17 protein-coding genes are annotated in these 22,042 nt (G+C 73.0%); 6 read left to right on the top strand and 11 right to left on the bottom strand.

The features are described from left to right. Positions 1–78: 78 nt before the first annotated feature. Positions 79–978 (bottom strand): dihydrodipicolinate synthase family protein, encoded by a 900-nt coding sequence (locus tag ACZ4UX_RS08075; protein WP_465706056.1) that lies wholly within the window; start codon positions 976–978, stop codon positions 79–81. Positions 979–1,050: 72 nt separating this feature from the next. Between ACZ4UX_RS08075 and ACZ4UX_RS08080 the strand changes: the two genes are divergently transcribed. Continuing rightward, the gene (locus tag ACZ4UX_RS08080; protein ID WP_352287160.1) at positions 1,051–1,941 is read left to right on the top strand and encodes a LysR family transcriptional regulator; all 891 of its coding nucleotides are present in this window, start codon (positions 1,051–1,053) and stop codon (positions 1,939–1,941) included. A 31-nt stretch (positions 1,942–1,972) separates the two neighbouring features. Here ACZ4UX_RS08080 and dnaE read toward each other — a convergent pair whose 3' ends face one another. Continuing rightward, the gene (dnaE, locus tag ACZ4UX_RS08085) at positions 1,973–5,506 is read right to left on the bottom strand and encodes a DNA polymerase III subunit alpha (RefSeq protein ID WP_359802506.1); all 3,534 of its coding nucleotides are present in this window, start codon (positions 5,504–5,506) and stop codon (positions 1,973–1,975) included. Between the two features lie 187 nt (positions 5,507–5,693). Between dnaE and ACZ4UX_RS08090 the strand changes: the two genes are divergently transcribed. Beyond that, positions 5,694–7,022: a DUF2252 domain-containing protein gene (locus ACZ4UX_RS08090; RefSeq protein WP_465706057.1), complete on the top strand. Its 1,329-nt coding sequence runs from the start codon at positions 5,694–5,696 to the stop codon at positions 7,020–7,022. Between the two features lie 2 nt (positions 7,023–7,024). On the opposite strand, the gene ACZ4UX_RS08095 is transcribed toward ACZ4UX_RS08090, so the two are convergent. Then, positions 7,025–8,242: a hypothetical protein gene (locus ACZ4UX_RS08095; RefSeq protein ID WP_465706058.1), complete on the bottom strand. Its 1,218-nt coding sequence runs from the start codon at positions 8,240–8,242 to the stop codon at positions 7,025–7,027. Between the two features lie 74 nt (positions 8,243–8,316). Between ACZ4UX_RS08095 and ACZ4UX_RS08100 the strand changes: the two genes are divergently transcribed. Together ACZ4UX_RS08100 and ACZ4UX_RS08105 are read left to right on the top strand one after the other, a co-directional pair. Next, on the top strand, positions 8,317–8,418 hold the full coding sequence (locus ACZ4UX_RS08100) for a DNA glycosylase AlkZ-like family protein (RefSeq protein WP_465706059.1): 102 nt from the start codon (positions 8,317–8,319) through the stop codon (positions 8,416–8,418). A gap of 56 nt (positions 8,419–8,474) precedes the next feature. Then, positions 8,475–8,660 carry a DNA glycosylase AlkZ-like family protein gene (locus tag ACZ4UX_RS08105; RefSeq protein WP_465706060.1) on the top strand — a complete coding sequence of 62 codons (186 nt, stop codon included), beginning with the start codon at positions 8,475–8,477 and terminating at the stop codon, positions 8,658–8,660. A gap of 268 nt (positions 8,661–8,928) precedes the next feature. Here ACZ4UX_RS08105 and ACZ4UX_RS08110 read toward each other — a convergent pair whose 3' ends face one another. Then, positions 8,929–9,519, bottom strand: coding sequence for a dienelactone hydrolase family protein (locus ACZ4UX_RS08110; RefSeq protein ID WP_465706061.1), 591 nt, complete (start codon positions 9,517–9,519; stop codon positions 8,929–8,931). Positions 9,520–9,709: 190 nt separating this feature from the next. Between ACZ4UX_RS08110 and ACZ4UX_RS08115 the strand changes: the two genes are divergently transcribed. Next, on the top strand, positions 9,710–11,344 hold the full coding sequence (locus tag ACZ4UX_RS08115; protein ID WP_465706301.1) for an alkaline phosphatase D family protein: 1,635 nt from the start codon (positions 9,710–9,712) through the stop codon (positions 11,342–11,344). 66 nt (positions 11,345–11,410) lie between these two features. Here ACZ4UX_RS08115 and ACZ4UX_RS08120 read toward each other — a convergent pair whose 3' ends face one another. From ACZ4UX_RS08120 to ACZ4UX_RS08150, 7 genes are all read right to left on the bottom strand, one after another. Continuing rightward, a complete protein-coding gene (locus ACZ4UX_RS08120) occupies positions 11,411–12,283 on the bottom strand; it encodes an ABC transporter permease (protein ID WP_465706062.1) in 873 nt (290 codons plus the stop codon). After that, positions 12,280–15,114 (bottom strand): alpha/beta fold hydrolase, encoded by a 2,835-nt coding sequence (locus ACZ4UX_RS08125; RefSeq protein WP_465706063.1) that lies wholly within the window; start codon positions 15,112–15,114, stop codon positions 12,280–12,282. Before ACZ4UX_RS08125 ends, ACZ4UX_RS08120 begins: the two co-directional genes overlap by 4 nt. 76 nt (positions 15,115–15,190) lie before the next feature. Continuing rightward, positions 15,191–15,400, bottom strand: a complete 210-nt coding sequence (locus tag ACZ4UX_RS08130; protein ID WP_465706064.1) for a hypothetical protein — start codon at positions 15,398–15,400, stop codon at positions 15,191–15,193. 39 nt (positions 15,401–15,439) lie between these two features. Beyond that, entirely contained in the window at positions 15,440–15,910 is a 471-nt protein-coding gene (locus tag ACZ4UX_RS08135) for a GNAT family N-acetyltransferase (RefSeq protein ID WP_329487245.1), read from the bottom strand. A gap of 1 nt (position 15,911) precedes the next feature. Continuing rightward, positions 15,912–16,850, bottom strand: a complete 939-nt coding sequence (locus ACZ4UX_RS08140; RefSeq protein WP_329487246.1) for an RluA family pseudouridine synthase — start codon at positions 16,848–16,850, stop codon at positions 15,912–15,914. Positions 16,851–16,883: 33 nt separating this feature from the next. Then, the gene (lspA, locus tag ACZ4UX_RS08145) at positions 16,884–17,495 is read right to left on the bottom strand and encodes a signal peptidase II (RefSeq protein WP_352287138.1); all 612 of its coding nucleotides are present in this window, start codon (positions 17,493–17,495) and stop codon (positions 16,884–16,886) included. A 209-nt stretch (positions 17,496–17,704) separates the two neighbouring features. Continuing rightward, a complete protein-coding gene (locus ACZ4UX_RS08150) occupies positions 17,705–18,211 on the bottom strand; it encodes a TraR/DksA family transcriptional regulator (protein ID WP_465706065.1) in 507 nt (168 codons plus the stop codon). A 605-nt stretch (positions 18,212–18,816) separates the two neighbouring features. Between ACZ4UX_RS08150 and ileS the strand changes: the two genes are divergently transcribed. Then, the gene (ileS, locus tag ACZ4UX_RS08155; RefSeq protein WP_465706066.1) at positions 18,817–21,945 is read left to right on the top strand and encodes an isoleucine--tRNA ligase; all 3,129 of its coding nucleotides are present in this window, start codon (positions 18,817–18,819) and stop codon (positions 21,943–21,945) included. Positions 21,946–22,042 lie beyond the last annotated feature (97 nt).

Below are 22,042 nucleotides of genomic sequence, written 5' to 3' on the forward strand. Positions count from 1 at the left end.
TTCCACGGTGTGAGAGCCCGGCCCCGGTCCGGCCGGTCCCGCCGGGCGCCGATCCGGCCGGATCGGGGCCGGGCCGGACTAGTGGTCCAGACCGGTGGCGAGTGCGAGCGCCACCGCCACCTCGTCCGCCCCCGCCGGCAGCAGCGGCAGCCGGACGTCCGGGGTGGGGATCCGGCCCTGCGCGTGCAGCACGCCCTTGACGACGGCGGGGTTGGGCGCGGCGAAGGCGGCCGTCGCCAGCGCGGTCAGCCGGTGCCCCAGGGCCCGTGCCCGCGGTACGTCCCCGCGCTCCCAGGCCTCGGTCAGCTCGACGAACCGGGCGGTGGCCAGGTGGGCCGAGGCCGGGATGCCGCCGGCGCCGCCGAGCGCCAGCACCGGCGCGAGGAAGGCGTCCTCGCCGGACAGCACCGCGAACCCGTCCGGGGCCTGCGCGAGCAGCTCGACGGCCGTCTGGTCCAGCCCGCCGGTCGCGTACTTGACGCCGACCACGCCGTCGATCGCGGCGAGTTCGAGCAGCGCGCCGGCCGACAGCTGCTGCCCGGTCCGGTACGGGATGTGGTAGACGACCAGCGGCACCGCGCTCGCCGCGGCCAGCGCCCGGAAGTGCGCGACCGTCCCGGCCTCGCCCGGGCGGACGAAGGCCGGAACGGTGACCAGCGCGGCCGCCGCCCCCGGCACCCGCGCGCCCAGCCCGGCCAGCTCCTCGGCGGCGGCCCGGGTGTCGGCCCCGCCCGCGCCGACCACCAGCTGGGCGCCGCGGTCGGCGCAGACGGCCGCGCAGACGTCGACCACCGCGCGCCGCTCGGCCGCGTCCAGCGTGGCCGGTTCGCCGGTGGTGCCGAGCGCGACCAGCCCGGCCGCGCCGTCGTCCAGCAGCGAACCGGCCAGCTTCTCCAGTGCGTCCAGCGCCACCGAGCCGTCCTCGGCGAACGGGGTGACCAGCGGGACGTAGATGCCCTTGAGAACCGTGTGTTCCATGCCCACGATCCTGCGGCCCGGTCATCACTCAGGTCCAGTTCACATTTCTGACGCTTCTCGTAAGCTGGGCCGATGCTCGATGTCCGACGCCTGCGCCTGCTGCGCGAACTCGCCCACCTCGGCACCATCGCCGCCGTCGCCGAGTCGCTCTCGTTCAGCCCTTCGGCGGTCTCCCAGCAGCTGTCCGTCCTGGAGAAGGAGGCCGGTGTCCCGCTGCTGGAGCGCACCGGGCGGCGGGTCGCGCTGACCCCGGCCGGGCTGGGCCTGGTCCGGCACGCCGAGGCGGTGCTGGCACGGCTGGAACAGGCCGGCGCCGAACTCGCCCACGCCAGGGAGGGGCTGGCCGGTCCCCTGCGGATCGGCACCTATCCTTCGGCGGCCCGGGCGGTGATCCCGGCGGTGCTCGCCGAGCTGTCCGGCTGGCACCCGGGGCTGGAGCCGATGGTGGCGGAGGTGGACCCGGCGGACGTGGCGGCGGCGCTGCGCGCGGGCGAGCTGGACGTCGCGCTGGTGCACGAGTACGACCTGGTGCCGACCGACCCGGAGCCCGGCCTGGCGGTGACCCGCCCGGTGTTCACCGAGCCGATGTACCTGGCGGCCCGGGCGGCCGGCACCGTCGCCGAGCAGCGCGCCGCGCCCTGGATCATGGCGCCGCGCGGCACGCTCTGCCACAGCATGGCCGTCCGGGCCTGCGAGAGCGCCGGCTTCGCCCCCCGGATCCGGCACCAGATCGACGACTTCGCGACGGTGCTGGCCCTGGTGGCGGCCGGCCAGGGGGTGGCGCTGGTCCCGCAGCTGGGCACGGAGCGGACCCCGCCCGGGGTGGTGCTGACCCGGCTGCCGATGTACCGCCGGACCCGCGCCGCCTTCCGGGCGGGCGCGGGCTCGCACCCGGCGATCTCGGCCTTCGTCTCGGCCCTGCACACCGCCGTCCCGCCCGCCCTCGGCGGCGCGGTGCTCTGAGCTCGCCCCGGGGCTTCTCCCGGGGCCGGTCTCAGTTCGCCAGGCAGCTCGGCCCGAGCAGCTGCTTGAGGTCCCCGAACAGCGCCGGGTCGGACTTCACCCGGTGCCGGTCCAGCCGGAGCACCGTGGTGGTGCCGCCGCGCCGGAGGTGGACGTGCACCTCGGTGGTCCCCTTGTGGTGGGCCAGTACCTCGCCGAGCCGGGTCACCACCTGCGGGTTGAGCCGGCTCTCCGCGATGGTGAGGGTGATCGGCAGCTGGGCGGCGACGTTCGACAGGTCCGGCACCGACAGCTCCATGCCCATCAGCCGCGGCACGTCCTCCCGCTTGTCCAGCTTGCCGCGGACGAACACCACGGAGTCCTCGACGAGTTGCGAGGAGACCAGCTGGTAGCTGGCGGGGAAGAACATGCAGTCGATCGAGCCCGCCAGGTCCTCGACGGTGGCGATCGCCCAGGCGTTGCCCTGCTTGGTCATCTTCCGCTGGAGGCCCGAGATGATGCCGCCGATGGTGACGATCGAGCCGTCCGGCCGCTCCGCGAGGTCGGCCACCGCGCAGTCCGCCCTGTCGGCGAGGAGGTGCTCGATGCCGTGCAGCGGGTGCGAGGAGACGTAGAGGCCGAGCATCTCCCGCTCCTGGGTGAGCAGGAAGGCCTTGTCCCACTCCTCCTCGGAGAAGACCACGTCCAGCCCGAAGCTCGGCTCGTCGGCGACCGCGTCGCCTCCGAACAGGTCGAACTGGCCCTCCGCCTCCTTGCGCTTGACCCCGACCACGTTGTCGATCATCGGCTCGAACTCCGCGGTCAGCCCCTTGCGGGTGTGCCCGAGCGAGTCGAACGCGCCCGCCTTGATGAGCGATTCGACGGTCCGCTTGTTGCAGACCACCGACTCCACCTTCTCCAGGAAGTCGGGGAAGGAGGTGAACTTCCCCTTCGCCTTCCGGGTGCGGATCATCGACTCCACCACCGGCCCGCCGACGTTGCGGATGGCGGTGAGGCCGAACCGGACGAGGGTGTCCCCGTGCGGGGTGAAGTCGGAGTCGGACTCGTTGACGTCCGGCGGGAGCACCTGGATGCCCATCTTCCGGCACTCGTTGAGGTAGACCGCCGACTTGTCCTTGTCGTCCTTCACCGAGGTCAGCAGCCCGGACATGTACTCGGCCGGGTAGTTGGCCTTGAGGTACGCCGTCCAGTACGAGACCAGCCCGTACCCGGCGGTGTGCGCCTTGTTGAAGGCGTAGCCGGAGAAGGGGACGAGGACGTCCCACACCGCCTGGATCGCCGCGTCCGAGTAGCCGCGCTCGCGGCAGCCCCGCTGGAACGGGACGAACTCGGCCTCCAGGATCTCCTTCTTCTTCTTGCCCATCGCGCGGCGCAGCAGGTCGGCCTGGCCGAGCGAGTAGCCGGCCAGGATCTGGGCGGCCTTCTGCACCTGCTCCTGGTAGACGATCAGGCCGTACGTCGGCTTGAGGATCTCCTCCAGGGGCTTCTCCAGCTCCGGGTGGATCGGGGTGATCTCCTGCTGGCCGTTCTTGCGCAGCGCGTAGTTGGTGTGCGAGTTGACGCCCATCGGGCCCGGTCGGTACAGCGCGAGGACGGCGGAGATGTCCTCGAAGTTGTCGGGCTTCATCAGGCGCAGCAGCGAGCGCATCGGCCCGCCGTCGAGCTGGAAGACGCCGAGCGTGTCGCCGCGGGCCAGCAGCTCGTAGGCGGGCTTGTCGTCCAGGGGCAGGTCGAGCAGGTTGATCCTGACGCCCTTGTTCCGCTCGATCGCCTTGACGGCATCGTCCATGATCGTCAGGTTGCGCAGGCCGAGGAAGTCCATCTTGAGAAGGCCGAGGCCCTCGCAGGTGGGGTAGTCGAACTGCGTGATGGTGACGCCGTCGGTGTGCCGGGTCCAGACCGGGATGTGGTCGGTGAGCGGCTCGGCGGACATGATGACGCCGGCCGCGTGCACCCCGGGCTGGCGGATCAGGCCCTCGATGCCGCGCGCGGTGTCGATCACCTTGCGGACGTCCGGGTCGTTCTCGTACAGCCCGCGGATCTCGCCGGCCTCGCCGTAGCGCGGGTGCGAGGGGTCGGTGATGCCCGAGAGCGGGATGCCCTTGCCCATGACGTCCGGCGGCATCGCCTTGGTGATCCGGTCGCCCATCGCGTACGGGTAGCCGAGGACGCGCGAGGAGTCCTTGATGGCGGCCTTCGCCTTGATGGTGCCGTACGTGACGATCATGGCGACCTTGTCGGAGCCCCACTTGTCCGTCACGTACCGGATCACGTCACCGCGCCGGCGCTCGTCGAAGTCGATGTCGACGTCGGGCATGGAGACGCGCTCGGGGTTGAGGAAGCGCTCGAAGATCAGGCCGTGCGGGATCGGGTCGAGGTCGGTGATGCCCATCGCGTAGGCGACCAGCGAGCCGGCCGCCGAGCCGCGGCCCGGCCCCACCGCGATGCCCTGCTCCTTGGCCCACATGATGAAGTCGGCGACCACCAGGAAGTACGCCGGGAACCCCATCTGGATGATGGTGTCCATCTCGTACTCGGCGAGCTTCTTGTGCTCCTCGTCGTACCCGCCCGGGAAGCGCCGGTCCATCCCCTGCCAGACCTGGGCCTTGAAGAAGTCCGCCTCCGACGCGAAGCCCGCCGGGATCGGGAAGCGCGGCATCAGGTTCTTGAACTCGAACATGCCCTCGGTGTCGACCCGCGAGGCGACCAGCAGCTGGCTGTTGCGGCAGCCCTCCTGCCAGGCGTCCGAGGAGTCCAGCGCGTACATCTCGGCGGCCGACTTGATGTAGTAGCCGGTGCCGTCGAAGCGGAAGCGGTCCGGGTCCGAGAGGTTCTTGCCGGTCTGGACGCAGAGCAGCAGGTCGTGCGCGCCGGCGTCGGACTCGGTGGTGTAGTGCGAGTCGTTGGTGACCACCGGCGGGATGTCCAGCTTCCGGCCGATCTCCAGCAGCCCGTCGCGGACCCGCTTCTCGATGTCCAGGCCGTGGTCCATCAGCTCCAGGAAGTAGTTCTCCCGGCCGAAGATCTCCCGGTAGTCGGCGGCGGACCGGAGCGCCTCGTCGAACTGGCCGAGCCGCAGCCTGGTCTGCACCTCGCCGGAGGGGCAGCCGGTGGTGGCCATCAGGCCGGCCGCGTGCTCGGCGATGATCTCCTTGTCCATCCGGGGCCACTTCACCAGCCAGCCCTCGGCGTAGGAGCGCGAGGTCAGCTTGAAGAGGTTGTGCAGGCCCTGCTTGTTGCGGGCCCAGATGGTCTTGTGGGTGTAGGCCCCGGACGCCGAGACGTCGTCCCGCTTCTGGTGCGGCTGCCCCCAGAGGACGCGCTTGGTGTTGGTGCGCGACTCGGGCGCGACGTACGCCTCGATGCCGATCACCGGCGTGATCCCGGCGGCGGTGGCCTGCTTGTGGAACTCCGCCGCGCCGTACATGTTGCCGTGGTCGGTCATCGCGACATGGGTCTGGCCCAGCCGCTCGACCTCCTTGAAGAGCTGCTTCAGCCGGGCGGCGCCGTCCAGCATCGAGTACTCGGTGTGGACGTGCAGGTGCGCGTACGGCTGGTCGCTCAAGGCGGGGCCTCCGGAGGCTGGTGCTGTCTGGCTGGCCGGCGAACGCACAGGTCACGGAGGTGCCTGGAAACAGCTGTGGTCCGAGCCGCCATCGGGGCCCGGACCAGCTCTCACACGTTCACGGTCCTACTCTAGCCTCCGGCCCCAGAAGTGCCCGGCCGCCCACCACGCCGCAAAGGACCCTTCCATGTCCCACCCGCAGCCCATCGCCGACCACCGCGCCGAGACCGTCCTGAGCGTCTTCGACACGGCCTTCGGCGACCTGCTCGCCAAGGACCCGGCGGCGTTCCGGGTGAAGTTCCGGAAGATGGCCGCCTCGGCGTTCGCCTTCTACCGCGGCACCGCCGGGCTCTACTACGCCGACCTCGCCGACGGCCCGTTCGCCGGGTACGGCACCACCTTCCTGGACGAGCGCACCAGCCGGGTCTGGATCCACGGGGACCTCCACGCCGAGAACTTCGGCACCTACCTGAACGCCGAGGGCCGGCTGGTCTTCAACGTCAACGACTTCGACGAGGCCTACGTCGGCGCCTTCACCTGGGACGTCCAGCGCCTCGCCGCCTCGCTGGCCCTGATCGGCTACGCCAAGGCGCTGTCCGACACCACGATCACCCAGCTGGTCACCGCCTTCGCCACCGCCTACCGGGCCCAGATCGCCGCCCACGTCTCCTCCGGCGACGCCGACCCGTTCACCCTGGACACCGCCACCGGCCCGATCCTGGACACCCTGCGCCGGGCCCGGCTGCAGACCCGGGTCGCGCTGCTCGACGGCGACACCGTCGTCGAGGGCTACGAGCGCCGGTTCCGCCTCGGCGGCGGCGCGATCGAGCTGGACGAGGCGACCCGTGCCGAGGTGCTCGCCGCCTTCGAGGCGTACGTCGCCACCCTGCCGCCCGCCTCCCGCACCCGGCCGGAGTCGCTGAAGGTCAAGGACGTCGTCGGCCGCCGCGGCATCGGCATCGGCAGCGCCGGCCTGCCCTCCTACAACCTGCTGCTGGAGGGGCACACCGACGCGCTGGAGAACGACGTCGTCATCTACATGAAGCAGGGCCAGACCCCGGCCGTGTCGCGGCACGTCACCGACCCGGCGATCGCCGGGTACTTCGAGCACGAGGGCCACCGCACGGTCATCTCCCAGCGCGCCCTCCAGGCGCACAGCGACCCGTGGCTCGGCCACACCACCCTACGCGGGCGCGGCCAGCTGGTCGCCGAGGTCTCCCCCTACACCACCGACCTCGACTGGACCGACCTCAACGAGCTGTCCGACCTGCTCGCCGTCACCGAGTACCTCGGCCGCGCCACCGCCACCATGCACGCGGCCGCCGACGAGTCCTCCAGCGGACACACCCTGGTGCCGTTCTCCACCGAGCACGCGATCGACGCCGCCATCACCCGCGACGAGGCCGGCTTCACGGCGATGCTGGTCGACTTCGCGCACGCCTACGGGGCGCAGGCCCGCCAGGACCACCAGCTCTTCGTCGACCTCTACCGCAACGGCCGCATCCCCGGCCTGTAGGGCTACCCGGTCAGGGCCGCCAGCCGCGCCCCGGCGGCGGCCCTGACCTCCGTCTCCTCCATCGGGTCGTCCCGCAGGTAGGCCAGCCGCTCCCGCACCTCCGGCCCGTCCGGCGCCTGCCCGACGGCCAGCAGCCGCGCCGCCGCCTCGCAGTCCCGGAGCGACTCGGTGTACACCGCCCCCAGCCCGGCCGGGCCGATCGCGGCCAGCGCCTCCAGGTAGGCGGCCCGCTCGTACGAGTGCGGCGTCCACAGCCAGAACCGGCGCAGCAGCGAGACGGCGTCGCCGGCCTCCGCCGGCCCGAACCGGGCGAGCGCCTTGGCCTGCCTCCTCGGCCCGCACCAGTGCCGCCGCACCCAGTGCCGTTCCAGCTCCGCCACCAGCACCGGGACGTCCTCGGCCGCCCCGTACTCGGCCAGTACCCACTGCCCCTGCGCCCGCAGCCAGTCCGGCTCCGTGACCGCGGCCCACTCCCGCGCGGCGGGCACCGCCCGGGCGCCGAGCTTCTCCAGCACCCCGATCAGTGGCCACAGCACGTACCTGCCGTCCGCCGTCCCCAGCGACGGCACCAGCGGAAGCACCCCGGGCTCCGGCCCCCGGTCGTCGAGCACGTCCAGCGCGGCGGTCCGGCGCTCCTGCGACTCGGCCGGATCCGCCAGCAGCTCCAGCAGCTCCGCGTTCCCCGTCCTCGCCAAGGGCTTCGCCTCCCGGGGCCCGTGCACCGGCCCCGGCCGGACCCACCCCCAACGCGTCCACGGCTCGCCCCACCGGTCCGCCGGATCCCGCCGCGCCCGTTCCCCGGCCGTCTCCGCCAGGTCCTCCCACCACTCCACCGGCCACCGGTCCGCCATCGCCTCCAGCACCGGCGCCCAGTGCCGCCCCACCCCCACATGCGCCCGCAGCGCCTCCCGGGCCTGCGCCGACCCGTCGAGCGCCAGCAGCACCAGCACCGCGCCGGCCCGCTCACAGGTGTCCTCGTCCCCCGCCAGCAGCTCGACCACCGGCCCGACCGGCAGCGCGAGGTCCCTGACCAGCCGCGCCAGATAGAGCGCCCGCTGATCGACGGCGTCCCACCGCCAGTCCCACCGCACGCACCCGTACACCAGCTCGGCGGCCGCCGCCGGGGCGTACTCGGCCATCCGCGCCCCGAGCCCCCGGCCCCGCTGCAACAGCCCCGGCAGCGTCGCCGCCGGGGCGTACTCGTATCTCCGCTGTGTCACCCCGCCATCCTCCCCCAGCCCCCGTCGAGGACGGTTTCCGACCTACATCCCCGCTGGCGTCGGCCTTCCCGGACATGCGGACCGCCCTGGACTGGCTGCTCCGCCGCTACCTGCACGCCTGCGGCCCGGCCACTCCGGAGCACTTCGCCCGCTGGCTGGCCGCCCCCACCCGCTAGGCCGAGCGGCTCTTCACCGACGACCTGGTGCCCGTCCGGCTCGAAGGCGGCACCGCGTGGCTGCCCGCCCGCCCGCCGAACCGACCGGCCTGCTCCTGCTCCCCTACTTCGACGCCTACACCGTCGGCTGCCACCCCCGCGACCTGCTCTTCCCCGGCCCGGCCGCCACCCGCGCCCTGAACCGCGGCCAGGCCGGCAACTACCCGGTCCTGCTGATCGACGGCACGGTCGCCGGTGAGTGACACCAACGCCGCACCGGCCGCCGCGTCGACATCACCGTCGAGCCCCTGACCGGACTCACCCCCCCCCCCCGGCACCTGCGCGACCTTGATGACCAGGGCACCCGAATCGCCGAAGTCCTGGAAGCCACCCCCACCGTGACCATCGGCCAGATCACCACCGGCCCCCACGCCTGACCGGGGCATCGAGGCGCCGAACAGAGTGGGGCCGGGCCGGAACAGCCGTGCACAGGAAGTCGGCCGGGCCGACTTCCTGTGCACGGGGTGCGTCTCAGACCGCCTGGTCGTCCAGCTCGGCGAGGAAGTCCAGGGCCACCGCCCAGGTCCGCTCGGCCGCCTCGGCGTCGTAGTCGGGCAGCTCGGGGTCGGTGTAGACGTGACCGGCGCCCCGGTAGCGGTGGACCTCGACGTCGGCGCCGGCCCGGCGCAGCTGCAGGTACCAGGCGTTCAGCCAGTCCTCGGACTCGAACGGGTCCGGCTCGGCCACGTGCAGCTGGACGGGGATCGAGGTCGCCGCGTCCTCCCGGATGTCCGAGGTGCCGTGCAGCAGGAGCAGGCCGAGCGCCTTCTCGTCGGCCAGCGCGAGGTTCTGGGCGAGCGAGCCGCCGAGCGAGAGGCCGGCGTAGACGAGCGCGGCTCCCGACCCCAGCAGCGGGGCGGCGGCGCCGACGGCCCGGCGCAGCAGCTCGTCACTGCCGAGCTCCTCCTTGTACGCCATGCCCTCCTCGACGTCGTCGAAGGTCTTCCCGTCGAACAGGTCCGGGGTGTGCACGGTGTGCCCGGCGGCGCGCAGCCGGTCGGCGGCGGCGTGGACGGCGGGGCGCAGTCCGTAGACGGAGTGGAGGAGCAGGATCTGGGCCACGGTCGGACTTCCTTGCAGGGCGGGCGGAGACTCCCCCCATCATCGCTCATGGCCACCGGGTGGCCTCGCGCCCGCGCGGCGGTGGCGGAGGCCACGCGTCGGTGAAGCGGCGACGAACAGTCAGTCCGACCTATGGAGTGGCGCGTTACCGACCGGTAGCCTGTCCGCCGTGACTGACCTTGTCGATGACATGACCGCCGCCCGCCCGCACCGCCGCCAGGTGCTGAAGGCCACCGCGATCGTGGCGGGCGCCGCCGCCCTGCCGCTCGCCCTCGGCTCCGCGGCCTCGGCCGCGACCGCCCCGCAGTTCCTGCACGGCGTCGCCTCCGGCGACCCGCTCCCCGACGGCATCCTGCTCTGGACCCGGGTCACCCCGACCCCCGACGCCGTTCCCGGCTCCGCCACGGGCCCGGCCACCGAGGTCCGCTGGGAGCTCGCCACCGACAAGGGCTTCACCCGGATCGCGGCGAGCGGCACGGTGACCGCCACCGCCGCCTCCGACCACACCGTCAAGGCCGACGTCCGCGGCCTGACCCCGGACACCCTCTACTGGTACCGCTTCACCGCCGGCGCCGCCGTCTCCCCGGTCGGCCGCACCCACACCACCCCGGCCGCCGACGCCGCCCTCTCCCGTCTGCGCCTGGGCGTCGCGTCCTGCGCCAACTGGGAGGCCGGCTACTTCTCCGCCTACCGCCACCTCGCCGCCCGCGGCGACCTGGACGCCTTCCTCTTCCTCGGCGACTACATCTACGAGTACAAGACCGGCGAGTTCTGCGCCCGCGGCTCGGTCGTGCGCCCGCACGCCCCCACCCACGAGATCCTCACCCTCGCCGACTACCGGACCAGGCACGGCCGCTACAAGACCGACGAGGACCTCCAGGGGCTGCACGCGCAGGTCCCGACCATCGCGATCTGGGACGACCACGAGTTCGCCAACGACGCCTGGTCCGGCGGCGCCGAGAACCACACCCCCGGCACCGAGGGCGACTGGGCCGACCGGATGGCCGCCGCCAAGCAGGCCTACTTCGAGTGGATGCCGGTCCGCCCGTCGATCGCCGGCACCACCTACCGCCGCCTGCGCTACGGCAAGCTCGCCGACTTCCACCTGATGGACCAGCGCTCGTTCCGCTCGGAGCAGGTCAAGGTCGGCAACGGCGACGTCGACTCGGCCGACCGCAGCATCACCGGTCGCGCCCAGATGGACTGGCTGAAGGCCGGGCTCACCGCCTCCGACACCACCTGGCGGCTGATCGGCAACGAGGTGATGATCTCCCCGGTCGCCTTCTTCTCGCTGCCGGACTACCTGCTGCGCCCGCTGGCCAAGCTGCTCGGCCTGCCGGGCGAGGGCCTCGCGGTCAACACCGACCAGTGGGACGGCTACACCCACGACCGCCGCGAGCTGCTCGGCCACCTCACGAAGAACGGCATCACCAACACCGTCTTCCTGACCGGTGACATCCACTCCGCCTGGGCGTCGGACGTCCCCAACGAGGCCGCCACCTACCCGCTCTCGGGCAGCGCGGCCACCGAGTTCGTGGTGACCTCGGTGACGTCGGACAACATCGACGACGTCCTCAAGGTCGCCCCGCAGACCCTCTCGCTGGTGGCGGCCGCGGCGATCAAGTCGGCCAACCCGCACGTCAAGTGGGTCGACCTGGACTCGCACGGCTACGGCGTCCTGGACATCACCCCGAGCCAGACCCAGATGGACTACTACATCCTCTCCGACCGCACCCGCAAGGACGCCACCACCAAGTGGACGCGCTCCTACCGCACCCGGTCCGGCACCCAGCAGATCGAGCGGGTCTACTCCCCCGTCAAGTAGGCCGCGCCCCGGAGGGGGTACGCCGCACAGGTGTACCCCCTCCGCAGACGCCCCTCCGCAGGCTCCTCAGGACACCACGTCCTTGCGCGCGAACCCGCGGAACGCCAGCGCCAGCAGCACCACCGCGTAGGAGAGCGACAGCGAGACGCCCTGCACCATGCCGCCCCACTCCAACTGCGGCTGCAGGGCGTCCGCCCAGGCGTACTGCCAGTGCGCGGGAAGCCATTCCCGCAGGTCACCGAGGGCGGTGACGGCGTCCAGCACCCCGGTGACGATGGAGGCGAACACCGCGCCGCCGACCGCGCCCAGCGGCGCGTCGGTCGCGGTGGAGAGCCAGAACGCCAGCGCCGCGATCACGACCTCGCTCAGGAACACGAACGCCACCGCGAGCGCCAGCCGCGGCAGTGCCTCCGTCGCCGACAGGGTCGCGCCGGTGGGCAGCTTCAGGTCCCCCCAGCCGTACGCGGCGGTGCCGACCAGCAGCCCGATCGCCGGCAGCAGCACCACGGCCGCCGCCGAGAAGGCCAGCCCCACCACGAACTTGCGGGCCAGTAGCCGGGCCCGGGGCACCGGCGCGGCCAGCAGGTAGCGCAGCGAGGACCAGCTGGCCTCCGAGGCCACGGTGTCCCCGCAGAACAGCGCCACCGGGATCACCAGCAGGAAGCCGGTGCCCATGAAGAGCAGGGTGGTCGCGAAGTTCGGGCCGGAGGCGGTGGCCAGCTCGATGAAGCTGGTCCGGTCGGCCCGCCCCGGCGTGCCGCCGATCTGGAACGCCGCCAGGATCACGAACGGCATCGCGGCCAGCACCCCGCCGATCACCAGGGTGCGCCGGCGCCGCAGCTGGCGCAGGGCCTCGATCCGCAGCGGCAGCGTCCGCCCGGGCCGGTACCCGGGCGCGTGGTCCGGTGAGACGTGGTCCGGTGACACAACGGCGCTCACGCCGCACCTCCGATCAGCGACAGGAACGCGTCCTCCAGCCGGCGGTGCGGTCCGGCCCGCTCCACCGGCACTCCCAGGCGCACCAGCTCGGCCAGCAGTTGGCTGGCCGCCATGCCGTCCAGCCGCACCAGCAGCCCGCCCTCGACCACCTCCACCGAGCCCACACCGGCCAGCGCGCCCGCCTTGTCGGCGGCCACCGCCAGCTCCGACGGCCCGAACGAGTCGGGTGTGCCGATCAGCAGGTGCTCGCCCGCGCCGATGATCTCGGCGACGGCGCCCGCCGTGACCAGCCGGCCGCGGTCCATCACCACCAGGTCGGTGCAGCTCTGCTCGACCTCCGCCAGCAGGTGGCTGGAGACGATGACGGTCCGGCCGGCGGCGGCGTAGCGCACCATCACCTCGCGCATCTCGCGGATCTGCGGCGGGTCGAGCCCGTTGGTCGGCTCGTCCAGGATCAGCAGGTCCGGCAGGCCGAGCATGGCCTGCGCGATGGCCAGGCGCTGCCGCATGCCCTGCGAGTAGGTCCGCACCGCCCGGTCCAGCGCCTCGCCGAGCCCGGCGATGGCGAGCGCCTCCGCCAGGTGCGCGTCCGCCTCCGGGCGGCCGGTGGCCTGCCAGTACAGCCGCAGGTTGGCCCGGCCGCTCAGGTGCGGCAGGAACCCGGCGCCCTCGACGAAGGCGCCGACCCGCGACAGCACCGGCGCGCCGGGCCGCACCAGGTGGCCGAAGATCCTGATCTCGCCGGCGTCGGGCCGGATCAGGCCCATCAGCATCCGCAGCGTGGTGGTCTTGCCGGCGCCGTTGGGCCCGAGCAGCCCGAGCACCTGGCCCTGCTCCACCCGGAAGCCCACGTCCCGGACGGCGTACCGGTCGGTGGCGCCCTTGTAGCGCTTGCCGAGGCCGGTGATCTGCAGCGGCACCTCGGCCAGCGCCGGGTCGTAGGCCGGCCCGCGGGCGGTCCGGCCGCGCCGGCGCAGCCGCGGCAGGAGCAGCAGCGCGGCCGCCACCGCGACGGCGATCAGCGGCAGCAGCCAGGTCCGGGCCGGCAGCGGGGTGGCCTCCGTCACCAGCTCGGCGACGGTCGGCGCGGTGACCGGGCCGGCCAGGGAGACCCGATAGGTGGCCGGCTCAGCCGACGAGGCGTACGCCAGGTCGGTCGCGGCGAGCACCAGCCGCAGCCGGTGCCCGGCGGCGAAGGTGTGGTCGACGGTGGGCAGCGCCACCGTGACGGTCCGGCCGCCGGGCGCGTCCGCGCCGGTCACCCGGAGCGGGGCGGACAGCTGCTGCGGCAGGGTCTGCTTGCCGTCCGGCGCGACGTCGTACAGCTTGGCGAAGAGCACCGCGTCCGGCCGGTCGGCCGCGACCTTCACCGTGCCCGTCGGCTGCCCGGTCAGGTGCAGTTGCCCGTCCAGCGGCGCCGAGTCGAACCCGGCGTACTGACCGGGGAAGTCGAGCGAGAGCCCGGCCCCGAGCGAGGCGGCCTGGCTGAGCGCGCCGATGCCGGGCAGCGCGGAGATGTTGGGCGGCGCGCCGCCGGGCGGGTTGGCGAAGGTCTGCTCGGCGCCCGCCTTGCCGCCGGTCAGCTCCACCTGCCGCGAGCCGGTGCCCGCCAGGCCGGGGTAGGCGTCGGCGGAGGCGCCGCGCAGCACGGCCTGGAAGCCGGTGGAGTCCACCCCGCCGGTGCGGGTCACCCGGAACGCCGGCCCGGTGGAGCCGGCCGCGTCCTGCCCGGCCGGCTCCTTCAGGTACCGGTCGAACCAGGCCCCGACCCGGTCGTCCACCCGGGCGCTGGTGTCGGTGCCGCCGTCGTGCCCGCCGGCGAACCAGTCCACCGCGACCGGCGCGCCGTTGGCCGCGACCGCCCGGGCGATCGCATCGCCCTGGTCGAGCGGGAACAACGAGTCCTGCTGGCCCTGGACGACCAGGGTGGGCGCCTTGAGCCGCCCGGCCACCGAGGACGGGCTGGAGCGGTCCAGCAGGGCCACGGCCTCCGGATCGGCGTGACCGGCGGTCGCCACCCGGTCGTACATCCGGCAGAGCTCGTCCAGGAAGCGGCCGCAGCCGACCGTCGCGTCCGCCGAATCGCCCGGGGCCTGCTGCGGCCCGGTGCCACCACGCGGGGCCTCGCCGGAGGGGCCGAGGTCCCCCGCCGAGCCGGTGGTGAAGAAGATGCCGGCCCAGAGCTTCTTGAACACGCCGTCCACCGCGCCCGAGCCCCGCACGCCCTGCGGGAACAGCGCGTCGGCCAGGTTCCACCAGGTGATCTGGCTGGCCACCGCGTCGATCCGGCTGTCGTACGCGGAGCCGAGCAGCGACACCGCCCCGCCGTACGAGGCACCGGTGATGCCGACCCGCGGGTCGCCCGGCCCGTCGAGGCGCACCTCGGGCCGCTGGGCCAGCCAGTCGACCAGGTGCCGGACGTCCTCGACCTCGCGGTCGGGGGCGTTGAGGCCGATCCGGCCGCCGGAGTGGCCGAAGCCGCGCGCCGACCAGGTCAGCACCGCGTAGCCCTGCCGGGCGAGCTGCTGGGCGCGCTCGCGCTCACCCTCCTTGGAACCGCCGAAGCCGTGGGCGAGCAGGACCGCCGGGCGGGGGCCCGTCCCGGTCGTGAAGAACGAGGTGTCCAGCTGGACCGTGGCATCGCTGCCGGGCGTCTCCGGCATGCTGAGGAAACGGTCCTCCTGCCGGACGGGCTCGTTCCCGCCGGCGGCCACCGCCACCGCCGTGCCGACTCCGGCCACCACCACCAGGGCCACCGCCGCGGCCAGCACTCTTCGTCCGACAGCCGTTCCGCGGCCGCGCCACCGACGCCACGCCCCACCGAGCTCCATGGTCGGTGATCGTATCCGCCGTGCCGGTAGGCGTCCGATAAGGCCGCCCGGGCCGGGCCGTGCCGAGACGCCCGATTCATCCGGCTGTGCCCGAGTATCGTCCGCCCGTCCGGCTCCACCGCCCGACGACGAGGTGCCTGCGCTCCGGCCGCTGATCGTCCTGCTCGCCGCCATCGCCGCCACCCTGGTGGTCGGCCGGATCGTCGACCAGGCCCTCCAGCGCGTCGTGGCGGCCGGCCTGGAGGCGGCGTTCAGCCGGTACGAGCCGGCGCCGACGACTGCGCACGGAGGAGCACCCCGGTCCCGGCGCGGCCCGGGACCGGCCCTAGAGCACCCGGGTCATGGTCCGGTGCGGGATCCCGGCGTCGTCGTAGACCGGGCCCTCCGCCGTGTAACCGAGCCGCTCGTAGAAGCCCAGCGCCTGCACCTGCGCGTGCAGCTCGACCTCACGGGCGCCCCGCCCGCGTCCGGCCGCCTCGACGGCGCGGACCAGCTCGGCGCCCAGCCCGGTGCCGCGCGCCGCCTTCACCACCGCGAGCCGGCCGAGCAGCACCCGGCCCGCCGTCCCGCCGGTGAGGGCGAGCGCCTGCGGGCCGTGGATCAGCCGGGCGGTGCCGAGCGGCTCGCCCTCCGGGCCGACCGCCAGCAGGTGCTCGGAGGTCGCGTCGAGGTCGTCGTACTCCAGTTCCTCGGGCACGCCCTGCTCGGCGATGAACACCTCGTGCCGGACGCCCCGCACCAGTGCCAGGTCGTCCGCGCCCTCGGCCACCCGGATCCGCGCCGCGAAGGAGCTCATGTCAGCTCTCCGCCGAGATGATGTCCAGCGCCCTGCGCAGGTCCTCGGGGTACTCGCTGCCGAACTGCACCCACTCGCCGTCGGCGGGGTGCTCGAAGGCGAGCGAGACCGCGTGCAGCCACTGCCGGGTCAGCCCGAGCCGCTTGGCCAGCGTCGGGTCGGCGCCGTAGGTCAGGTCGCCCACGCAGGGGTGGCGCAGCGCCGACATGTGCACCCGGATCTGGTGGGTCCGGCCGGTCTCCAGCTTGATGTCCAGCAGCGAGGCGGCCCGGTAGGCCTCGATGAGGTCGTAGTGGGTGACGGAGGGCTTGCCCTCCTGGATGACCGCCCACTTCCAGTCGGAGCTGGGGTGGCGCCCGATCGGCGCGTCCACGGTGCCGCTCATCGGGTCCGGGTGGCCCTGCACCAGCGTGTGGTACTTCTTCTCGGTCACCCGGTCGTGGAACTGGCGCTTGAGGTCGGTGTAGGCGCGCTCGGACTTGGCGACCACCATCAGCCCGGAGGTGCCCACGTCGAGCCGGTGCACGACGCCCTGGCGCTCCGCGGCGCCCGAGGTGGAGATCCGGTAGCCGGCCGCGGCCAGGCCGCCGATCACGGTCGGACCGGTCCAGCCGGGGCTGGGGTGGGCGGCGACGCCGACCGGCTTGTCGACGAGCACGATGTCCTCGTCGTCGTGGACGATGCGCATGCCCTCGACATGCTCGGCGACGATCCGCACGGGCGCGGCGGGGGCCGGGATCTCGACCTCCAGCCAGGAGCCGGCGGTGACCCGGTCCGACTTGCCGGCCAGGGCGCCGTCGAGCGTCACCTTGCCGTCGGCTGCCAACTCGGCGGCCTTCGTCCGGGAGAAACCGAACATCCGGGCGAGGGCGGCGTCGAGACGCTCACCCTCCAGGCCGTCGGGTACGGGGAGGCTGCGGATCTGCGCTGCGGTACTCACCCGTACGAGTATGCCGGACGCGGGAGCCGCCCCTTACGCGGTCGGGCCGGGCCGGTCCCCGTCGGCGTCGCCCCCGGCCGCCCCGTCCTTGCCGCCCGCGCCCTTGCCGGCCGGCTGGTGGACGGTGCCGTCCGGGTTGCTGCCGCGGAAGGAGAGCAGCACCACCAGGATGCCGCCGCAGACGATCGCCGAGTCGGCGAGGTTGAAGACGGCGAAGTGCTGGACGGAGATGAAGTCCACGACGTGGCCGCGGAAGGCGCTCGGCGAGCGGAACAGCCGGTCGGTCAGGTTGCCCAGCGCCCCGCCGAGCAGCAGCCCGAGCGCGATCGCCCAGGGGAGGCTGTACAGCCGGCGGGCGATCCGCCAGATGACCACGATGACCGACGCCGCGATCACGGTGAAGACGATGGTCAGCGCCTGGCCCATGCCGAACGCGGCGCCGGAGTTGCGGATCACCTGGAAGGTCACCACGTCGCCGATCACCTTGATCGCCGCGTGGTTCTCCAGGCGGGCGACCACCAGCAGCTTGGTCCCCAGGTCGATCAGGAAGGCGACCAGTGCGACGCCCAGCAGGACACCGATCCGCCGGCGCCCCTTCGGTGCCTCCTGCTCGACCGGAGCGGTCACCTCACCGGGCTCGGCCACGGCCTCCTCCAGGGCTTCGGCGGGGGTCGGGACGGACTCGTCCCGCGTCTGGGGGGAACCTTGCGTACTGATGATCCGCTCCGCTGCCGATGAGGGTCCCCCGGGGCCGAAGACCGGGGGAGAGTGGGCCGGTGGTCGCCGACCTCGACGAGTCAGGCGACGTTACGGGGTCGAGCGTACGGCAAGCCCGACCCCCCGCGTCGCCCCGGTCAGCGGCGTTCCTGCTTGGCCTTGCACTGGACGCAGAGCGTCGCCCGGGGAAAGGCCTGCATGCGGGCCTTGCCGATGGCCTGGCCGCAGGACTCGCAGGTCCCGAAGCCGACGCCCTCCAGCCGGCCCAGGGCCCGCTCGACCTGCGCGAGGCTGTCCCTGGCGTTGTTGGCCAGCGCCAGCTCGCTCTCCCGCGAGATGTTCTTCGTACCGGCGTCGACCTGGTCGTCGCCGGCTCCGTCGTTGGAGTCCCGCATCAGCCCGGTGATCGCGGCCTCGGCGGCGCCGATCTCGTTCTGCAGCCGGTCCAGCTCGCTGATCAGCTCGGCGTGCAGTTCGTGCACCTCCTGCGAGGTCCACGGGTCCTCGCCCGGACGGACGGGAAGCTCGGCCGGGTCCACGGCCTCCGCGCCGCCGCCGCGGACCGCCGCGGCGGCGGTGCGGGTGCGGCCGGGGGCCACGAGCGCGGAATCGTTGCTGGTCTTGTGCCGTGCGGTAGTGGTCACGGTCCCCTCCCCTGGTTCGCCTGCCACGGCCTTGCGGGCCCGCTTGGTGGCGGTACCCGCGCCGGTTGCCTCATCAGCCATGGCTTCGACCCCATCTACGAACGAATCGAGCCGCCGGTTCCCGGCGGCCTCCAGTGCCGGAACGATAATCCCCATCAAAACCGGTCACAACATGACATACCGACGCCTCACCATGATCCCACCCAGGCAGCCGTCACAACCGCCCCGCCCCGCGCGCTGACCTGTGTTGTGCCCAGAACACCCCCGCCTAACCGCCTCCGCGCGCCGTCGCGGCGGCGGACAAACCGACTTGCGGCTGCCGATAGACTGGGCCGGCAAGGCGCAGATGGGACGAGTACCGACGTACGCAGCCACCAGCGACCCGGGGACGGTGCGAGCCCGGGGGTGTGCGCGGCGGGAAGATCACCCCGGAGCCGCCGGAAGAACGGCCGCTGGTCAGCCCAGCGGCCCGGTAGAACCGGCAGCAAGCCCAAACAAGTGGGTCGCAGCAGCACCGCGGCCAAGGAGGGTGGTACCGCGGGGCGGCTCGCCGTCTCGTCCCTCCGTCGGATCCAGCCGATATCCGCCGGAGGTTTGACACCGCGATGACCACCTACAACGCCGTCCCCGCGCAGGTGGACCTGCCTGCCCTCGAACACCAGATCCTCTCCTTCTGGCAGGACAGCAAGATCTTCCAGCGCAGCCTGGAGCAGTCCGAGGGCCGCCCCGAGTGGGTGTTCTACGAGGGCCCGCCGACCGCCAACGGCATGCCCGGCGCCCACCACATCGAGGCCCGCGTCTTCAAGGACGTCTTCCCCCGCTACCGGACGATGAAGGGCTACCACGTCGCCCGCAAGGCCGGCTGGGACTGCCACGGCCTCCCCGTCGAGCTGGCCGTCGAGAAGGAGCTGGGCTTCTCCGGCAAGCAGGACATCGAGGCGTACGGCATCGCCGAGTTCAACGCCAAGTGCCGCGAGTCGGTGACCCGCCACACCGACGCCTTCACCGAGCTCACCACCCGGATGGGCTACTGGGTCGACCTCGACGACGCCTACCGGACGATGGACCCGTCCTACGTCCAGTCGGTCTGGTGGTCGCTCAAGCAGATCTTCGACAAGGGCCTGCTGGTCCAGGACCACCGGGTCGCCCCCTGGTGCCCGCGCTGCGGCACCGGCCTGTCCGACCACGAGCTGGCCCAGGGCTACGAGACCGTCGTCGACCCCTCGGTCTTCGTCCGCTTCCCGCTCACCTCCGGCCCGCTGGCCGGCGGGGCCGCGCTGCTGGTCTGGACGACCACGCCGTGGACCCTGGTCTCCAACACCGCCGCCGCCGTCCACCCCGAGGTCACCTACGTGGTGGCCACCGACGGCACCGAGCGGCTGGTCGTCGCGGAGCCGCTGCTGGCCAAGGCGCTCGGCGAGGGCTGGGAGGCCACCGGCGAGTCCTTCACCGGCGCCGAGATGGAGCGCTGGGCGTACCGCCGCCCCTTCGACCTGGTCGAGATCGAGGACGCGCACTACGTCCTCAACGCCGACTACGTCACCACCGAGGACGGCACCGGCATCGTCCACCAGTCCCCCGCCTTCGGCGCGGACGACCTCGCGACCTGCCGCCGCTACGGCCTGCCGGTGGTCAACCCGGTGCTCGCCGACGGCACCTTCGCGCCCGAGGTCCCGCTGGTCGGCGGCCAGTTCTTCAAGAAGGCCGACGAGGCCCTGGTCGCGGACCTCCAGGAGCGCGGCCTGCTCTTCCGCCACCTGCCGTACGAGCACAGCTACCCGCACTGCTGGCGCTGCCACACCGCGCTGCTCTACTACGCGCAGCCGTCCTGGTACATCCGGACCACCGCCGTCAAGGACGCGATGATCCGCGAGAACGAGGCCACCAACTGGTACCCGGAGACGGTCAAGCACGGCCGCTTCGGCGACTGGCTGAACAACAACATCGACTGGGCGCTCAGCCGCAACCGCTACTGGGGCACCCCGCTGCCGATCTGGCGCTGCGAGGAGAACCACCTCACCTGCGTCGGTTCGCTGGCCGAGCTCTCCGAGCTGACCGGCACCGACCAGAGCGGCCTGGACCCGCACCGCCCGTACATCGACGACGTCACCTTCGCCTGCCGCGAGTGCTCCGGCACCGCCACCAGGGTGCCCGAGGTGATCGACGCCTGGTACGACTCCGGCTCGATGCCCTTCGCCCAGTACGGCTACCCGTACCAGAACAAGGAGCTCTTCGAGAAGCGCTACCCGGCGCAGTTCATCTCGGAGGCGATCGACCAGACCCGCGGCTGGTTCTACACGCTGATGGCCGTCGGCACCCTGGTGTTCGACCGGAGCAGCTACCAGAACGTCGTCTGCCTGGGCCACATCCTGGCCGAGGACGGCCGCAAGATGTCCAAGCACCTGGGCAACATCCTGCAGCCGATCCCGCTCATGGACCAGCACGGCGCGGACGCGGTGCGCTGGTTCATGGCGGCCGGCGGTTCGCCCTGGTCGGCCCGCCGGGTCGGCCACGGCACCATCCAGGAGGTGGTCCGCAAGACCCTCCTCACCTACTGGAACACCGTCGCCTTCCAGGCCCTGTACGCCCGCACCTCCGGCTGGGCGCCGTCCGCGAACGACCCGGCCCCGGCCGCGCGGCCGCAGCTGGACCGCTGGGTGCTCTCCGAGCTGAACACCCTGGTCCGCGAGGTCGACGCGGCCTTCGAGGCGTACGACACCCAGCGCGCCGGCAAGCTGCTCTCCGGCTTCGTCGACGACCTCTCCAACTGGTACGTCCGCCGCGGCCGCCGCCGCTTCTGGCAGGGCGACGCCGCCGCGCTCGCCACCCTGCACGAGGCGCTGGAGACGGTCACCCGGCTGATGGCCCCGCTGACGCCGTTCATCACCGAGCGGGTCTGGCAGGACCTCGTCGTCCCGGTCGCACCGCAGGCCCCGGCCTCGGTCCACCTGGCGGGCTGGCCGGAGGCGGACGAGGCGCTGATCGACGCCGACCTCTCGCGCCACATGGCGCTGGTGCGCCGGCTGGTCGAGCTGGGCCGGGCCACCCGCGCCGAGTCCGGTGTGAAGACCCGTCAGCCGCTCTCCCGCGCGCTGATCGCCGCCCAGGGCTGGGAGGAGCTGCCGGCCGACCTGCGCGCGCAGATCGCCGAGGAGCTCAACGTCTCCACCCTGGAGTCGCTGGCCGAGGTCGGCGGCTCGCTGGTCGACACCACCGCCAAGGCGAACTTCCGGGCGCTCGGCAAGCGCTTCGGCAAGGGCGTGCAGGACGTGGCCAAGGTGGTCGCGGCCGCCGACGCCGCGGTGCTCGCCGCCGAGCTGCGCGCCACCGGCAGCACCGGGGTGGAGCTGAACGGCGAGCGGATCGAGCTGGGCCCGGACGAGGTGATCATCACCGAGACCCCGCGCGAGGGCTGGGCGGTCGCCAACGAGTCCGGTGCCACCGTCGCCCTCGACCTGGCCATCACCCCGGAGCTCAAGCGCCTCGGCATCGCCCGCGACGCGATCCGGCAGATCCAGGAGGCCCGGAAGAACTCCGGCCTGGAGGTCTCCGACCGGATCGTGCTGCGCTGGCAGGCCGCCTCCGACGAGACCACCGAGGCGATCACCGAGCACGGGCCGCTGGTCGCCGAGGAGGTGCTGGCCACCGACTTCGCGGCGGGCGCCGCCGACTGGGAGTCCGAGACCTTCTCGGACGAGGGCCTCGGCCTGACCTTCCGGCTCCGCAAGGCCTGACCCGCACGGCCCGACCCGTCGGGCCCGACCCGCACGGCGAAGCCGCCGCCGCCCCACCCGGGGCGGCGGCGGCTTCGCCGTCTCCGGAGCCCGCGCC

The organism is Kitasatospora sp. NPDC028961 (assembly GCF_055564815.1).

Bases quoted from the DNA above. Each gene is read 5' to 3' on its own strand.
- ACZ4UX_RS08115 (WP_465706301.1), top strand. From the start codon at position 9,710: ATGACCGCCGCCCGCCCGCACCGCCGCCAGGTGCTGAAGGCCACCGCG.
- ACZ4UX_RS08100 (WP_465706059.1), top strand. From the start codon at position 8,317: ATGCGGACCGCCCTGGACTGGCTGCTCCGCCGCTACCTGCACGCCTGC.
- ileS (WP_465706066.1), top strand. From the start codon at position 18,817: ATGACCACCTACAACGCCGTCCCCGCGCAGGTGGACCTGCCTGCCCTC.
- ACZ4UX_RS08075 (WP_465706056.1), bottom strand. From the start codon at position 978: ATGGAACACACGGTTCTCAAGGGCATCTACGTCCCGCTGGTCACCCCG.
- ACZ4UX_RS08090 (WP_465706057.1), top strand. From the start codon at position 5,694: ATGTCCCACCCGCAGCCCATCGCCGACCACCGCGCCGAGACCGTCCTG.
- ACZ4UX_RS08135 (WP_329487245.1), bottom strand. From the start codon at position 15,910: ATGAGCTCCTTCGCGGCGCGGATCCGGGTGGCCGAGGGCGCGGACGAC.
- ACZ4UX_RS08125 (WP_465706063.1), bottom strand. From the start codon at position 15,114: ATGGAGCTCGGTGGGGCGTGGCGTCGGTGGCGCGGCCGCGGAACGGCT.
- ACZ4UX_RS08080 (WP_352287160.1), top strand. From the start codon at position 1,051: ATGCTCGATGTCCGACGCCTGCGCCTGCTGCGCGAACTCGCCCACCTC.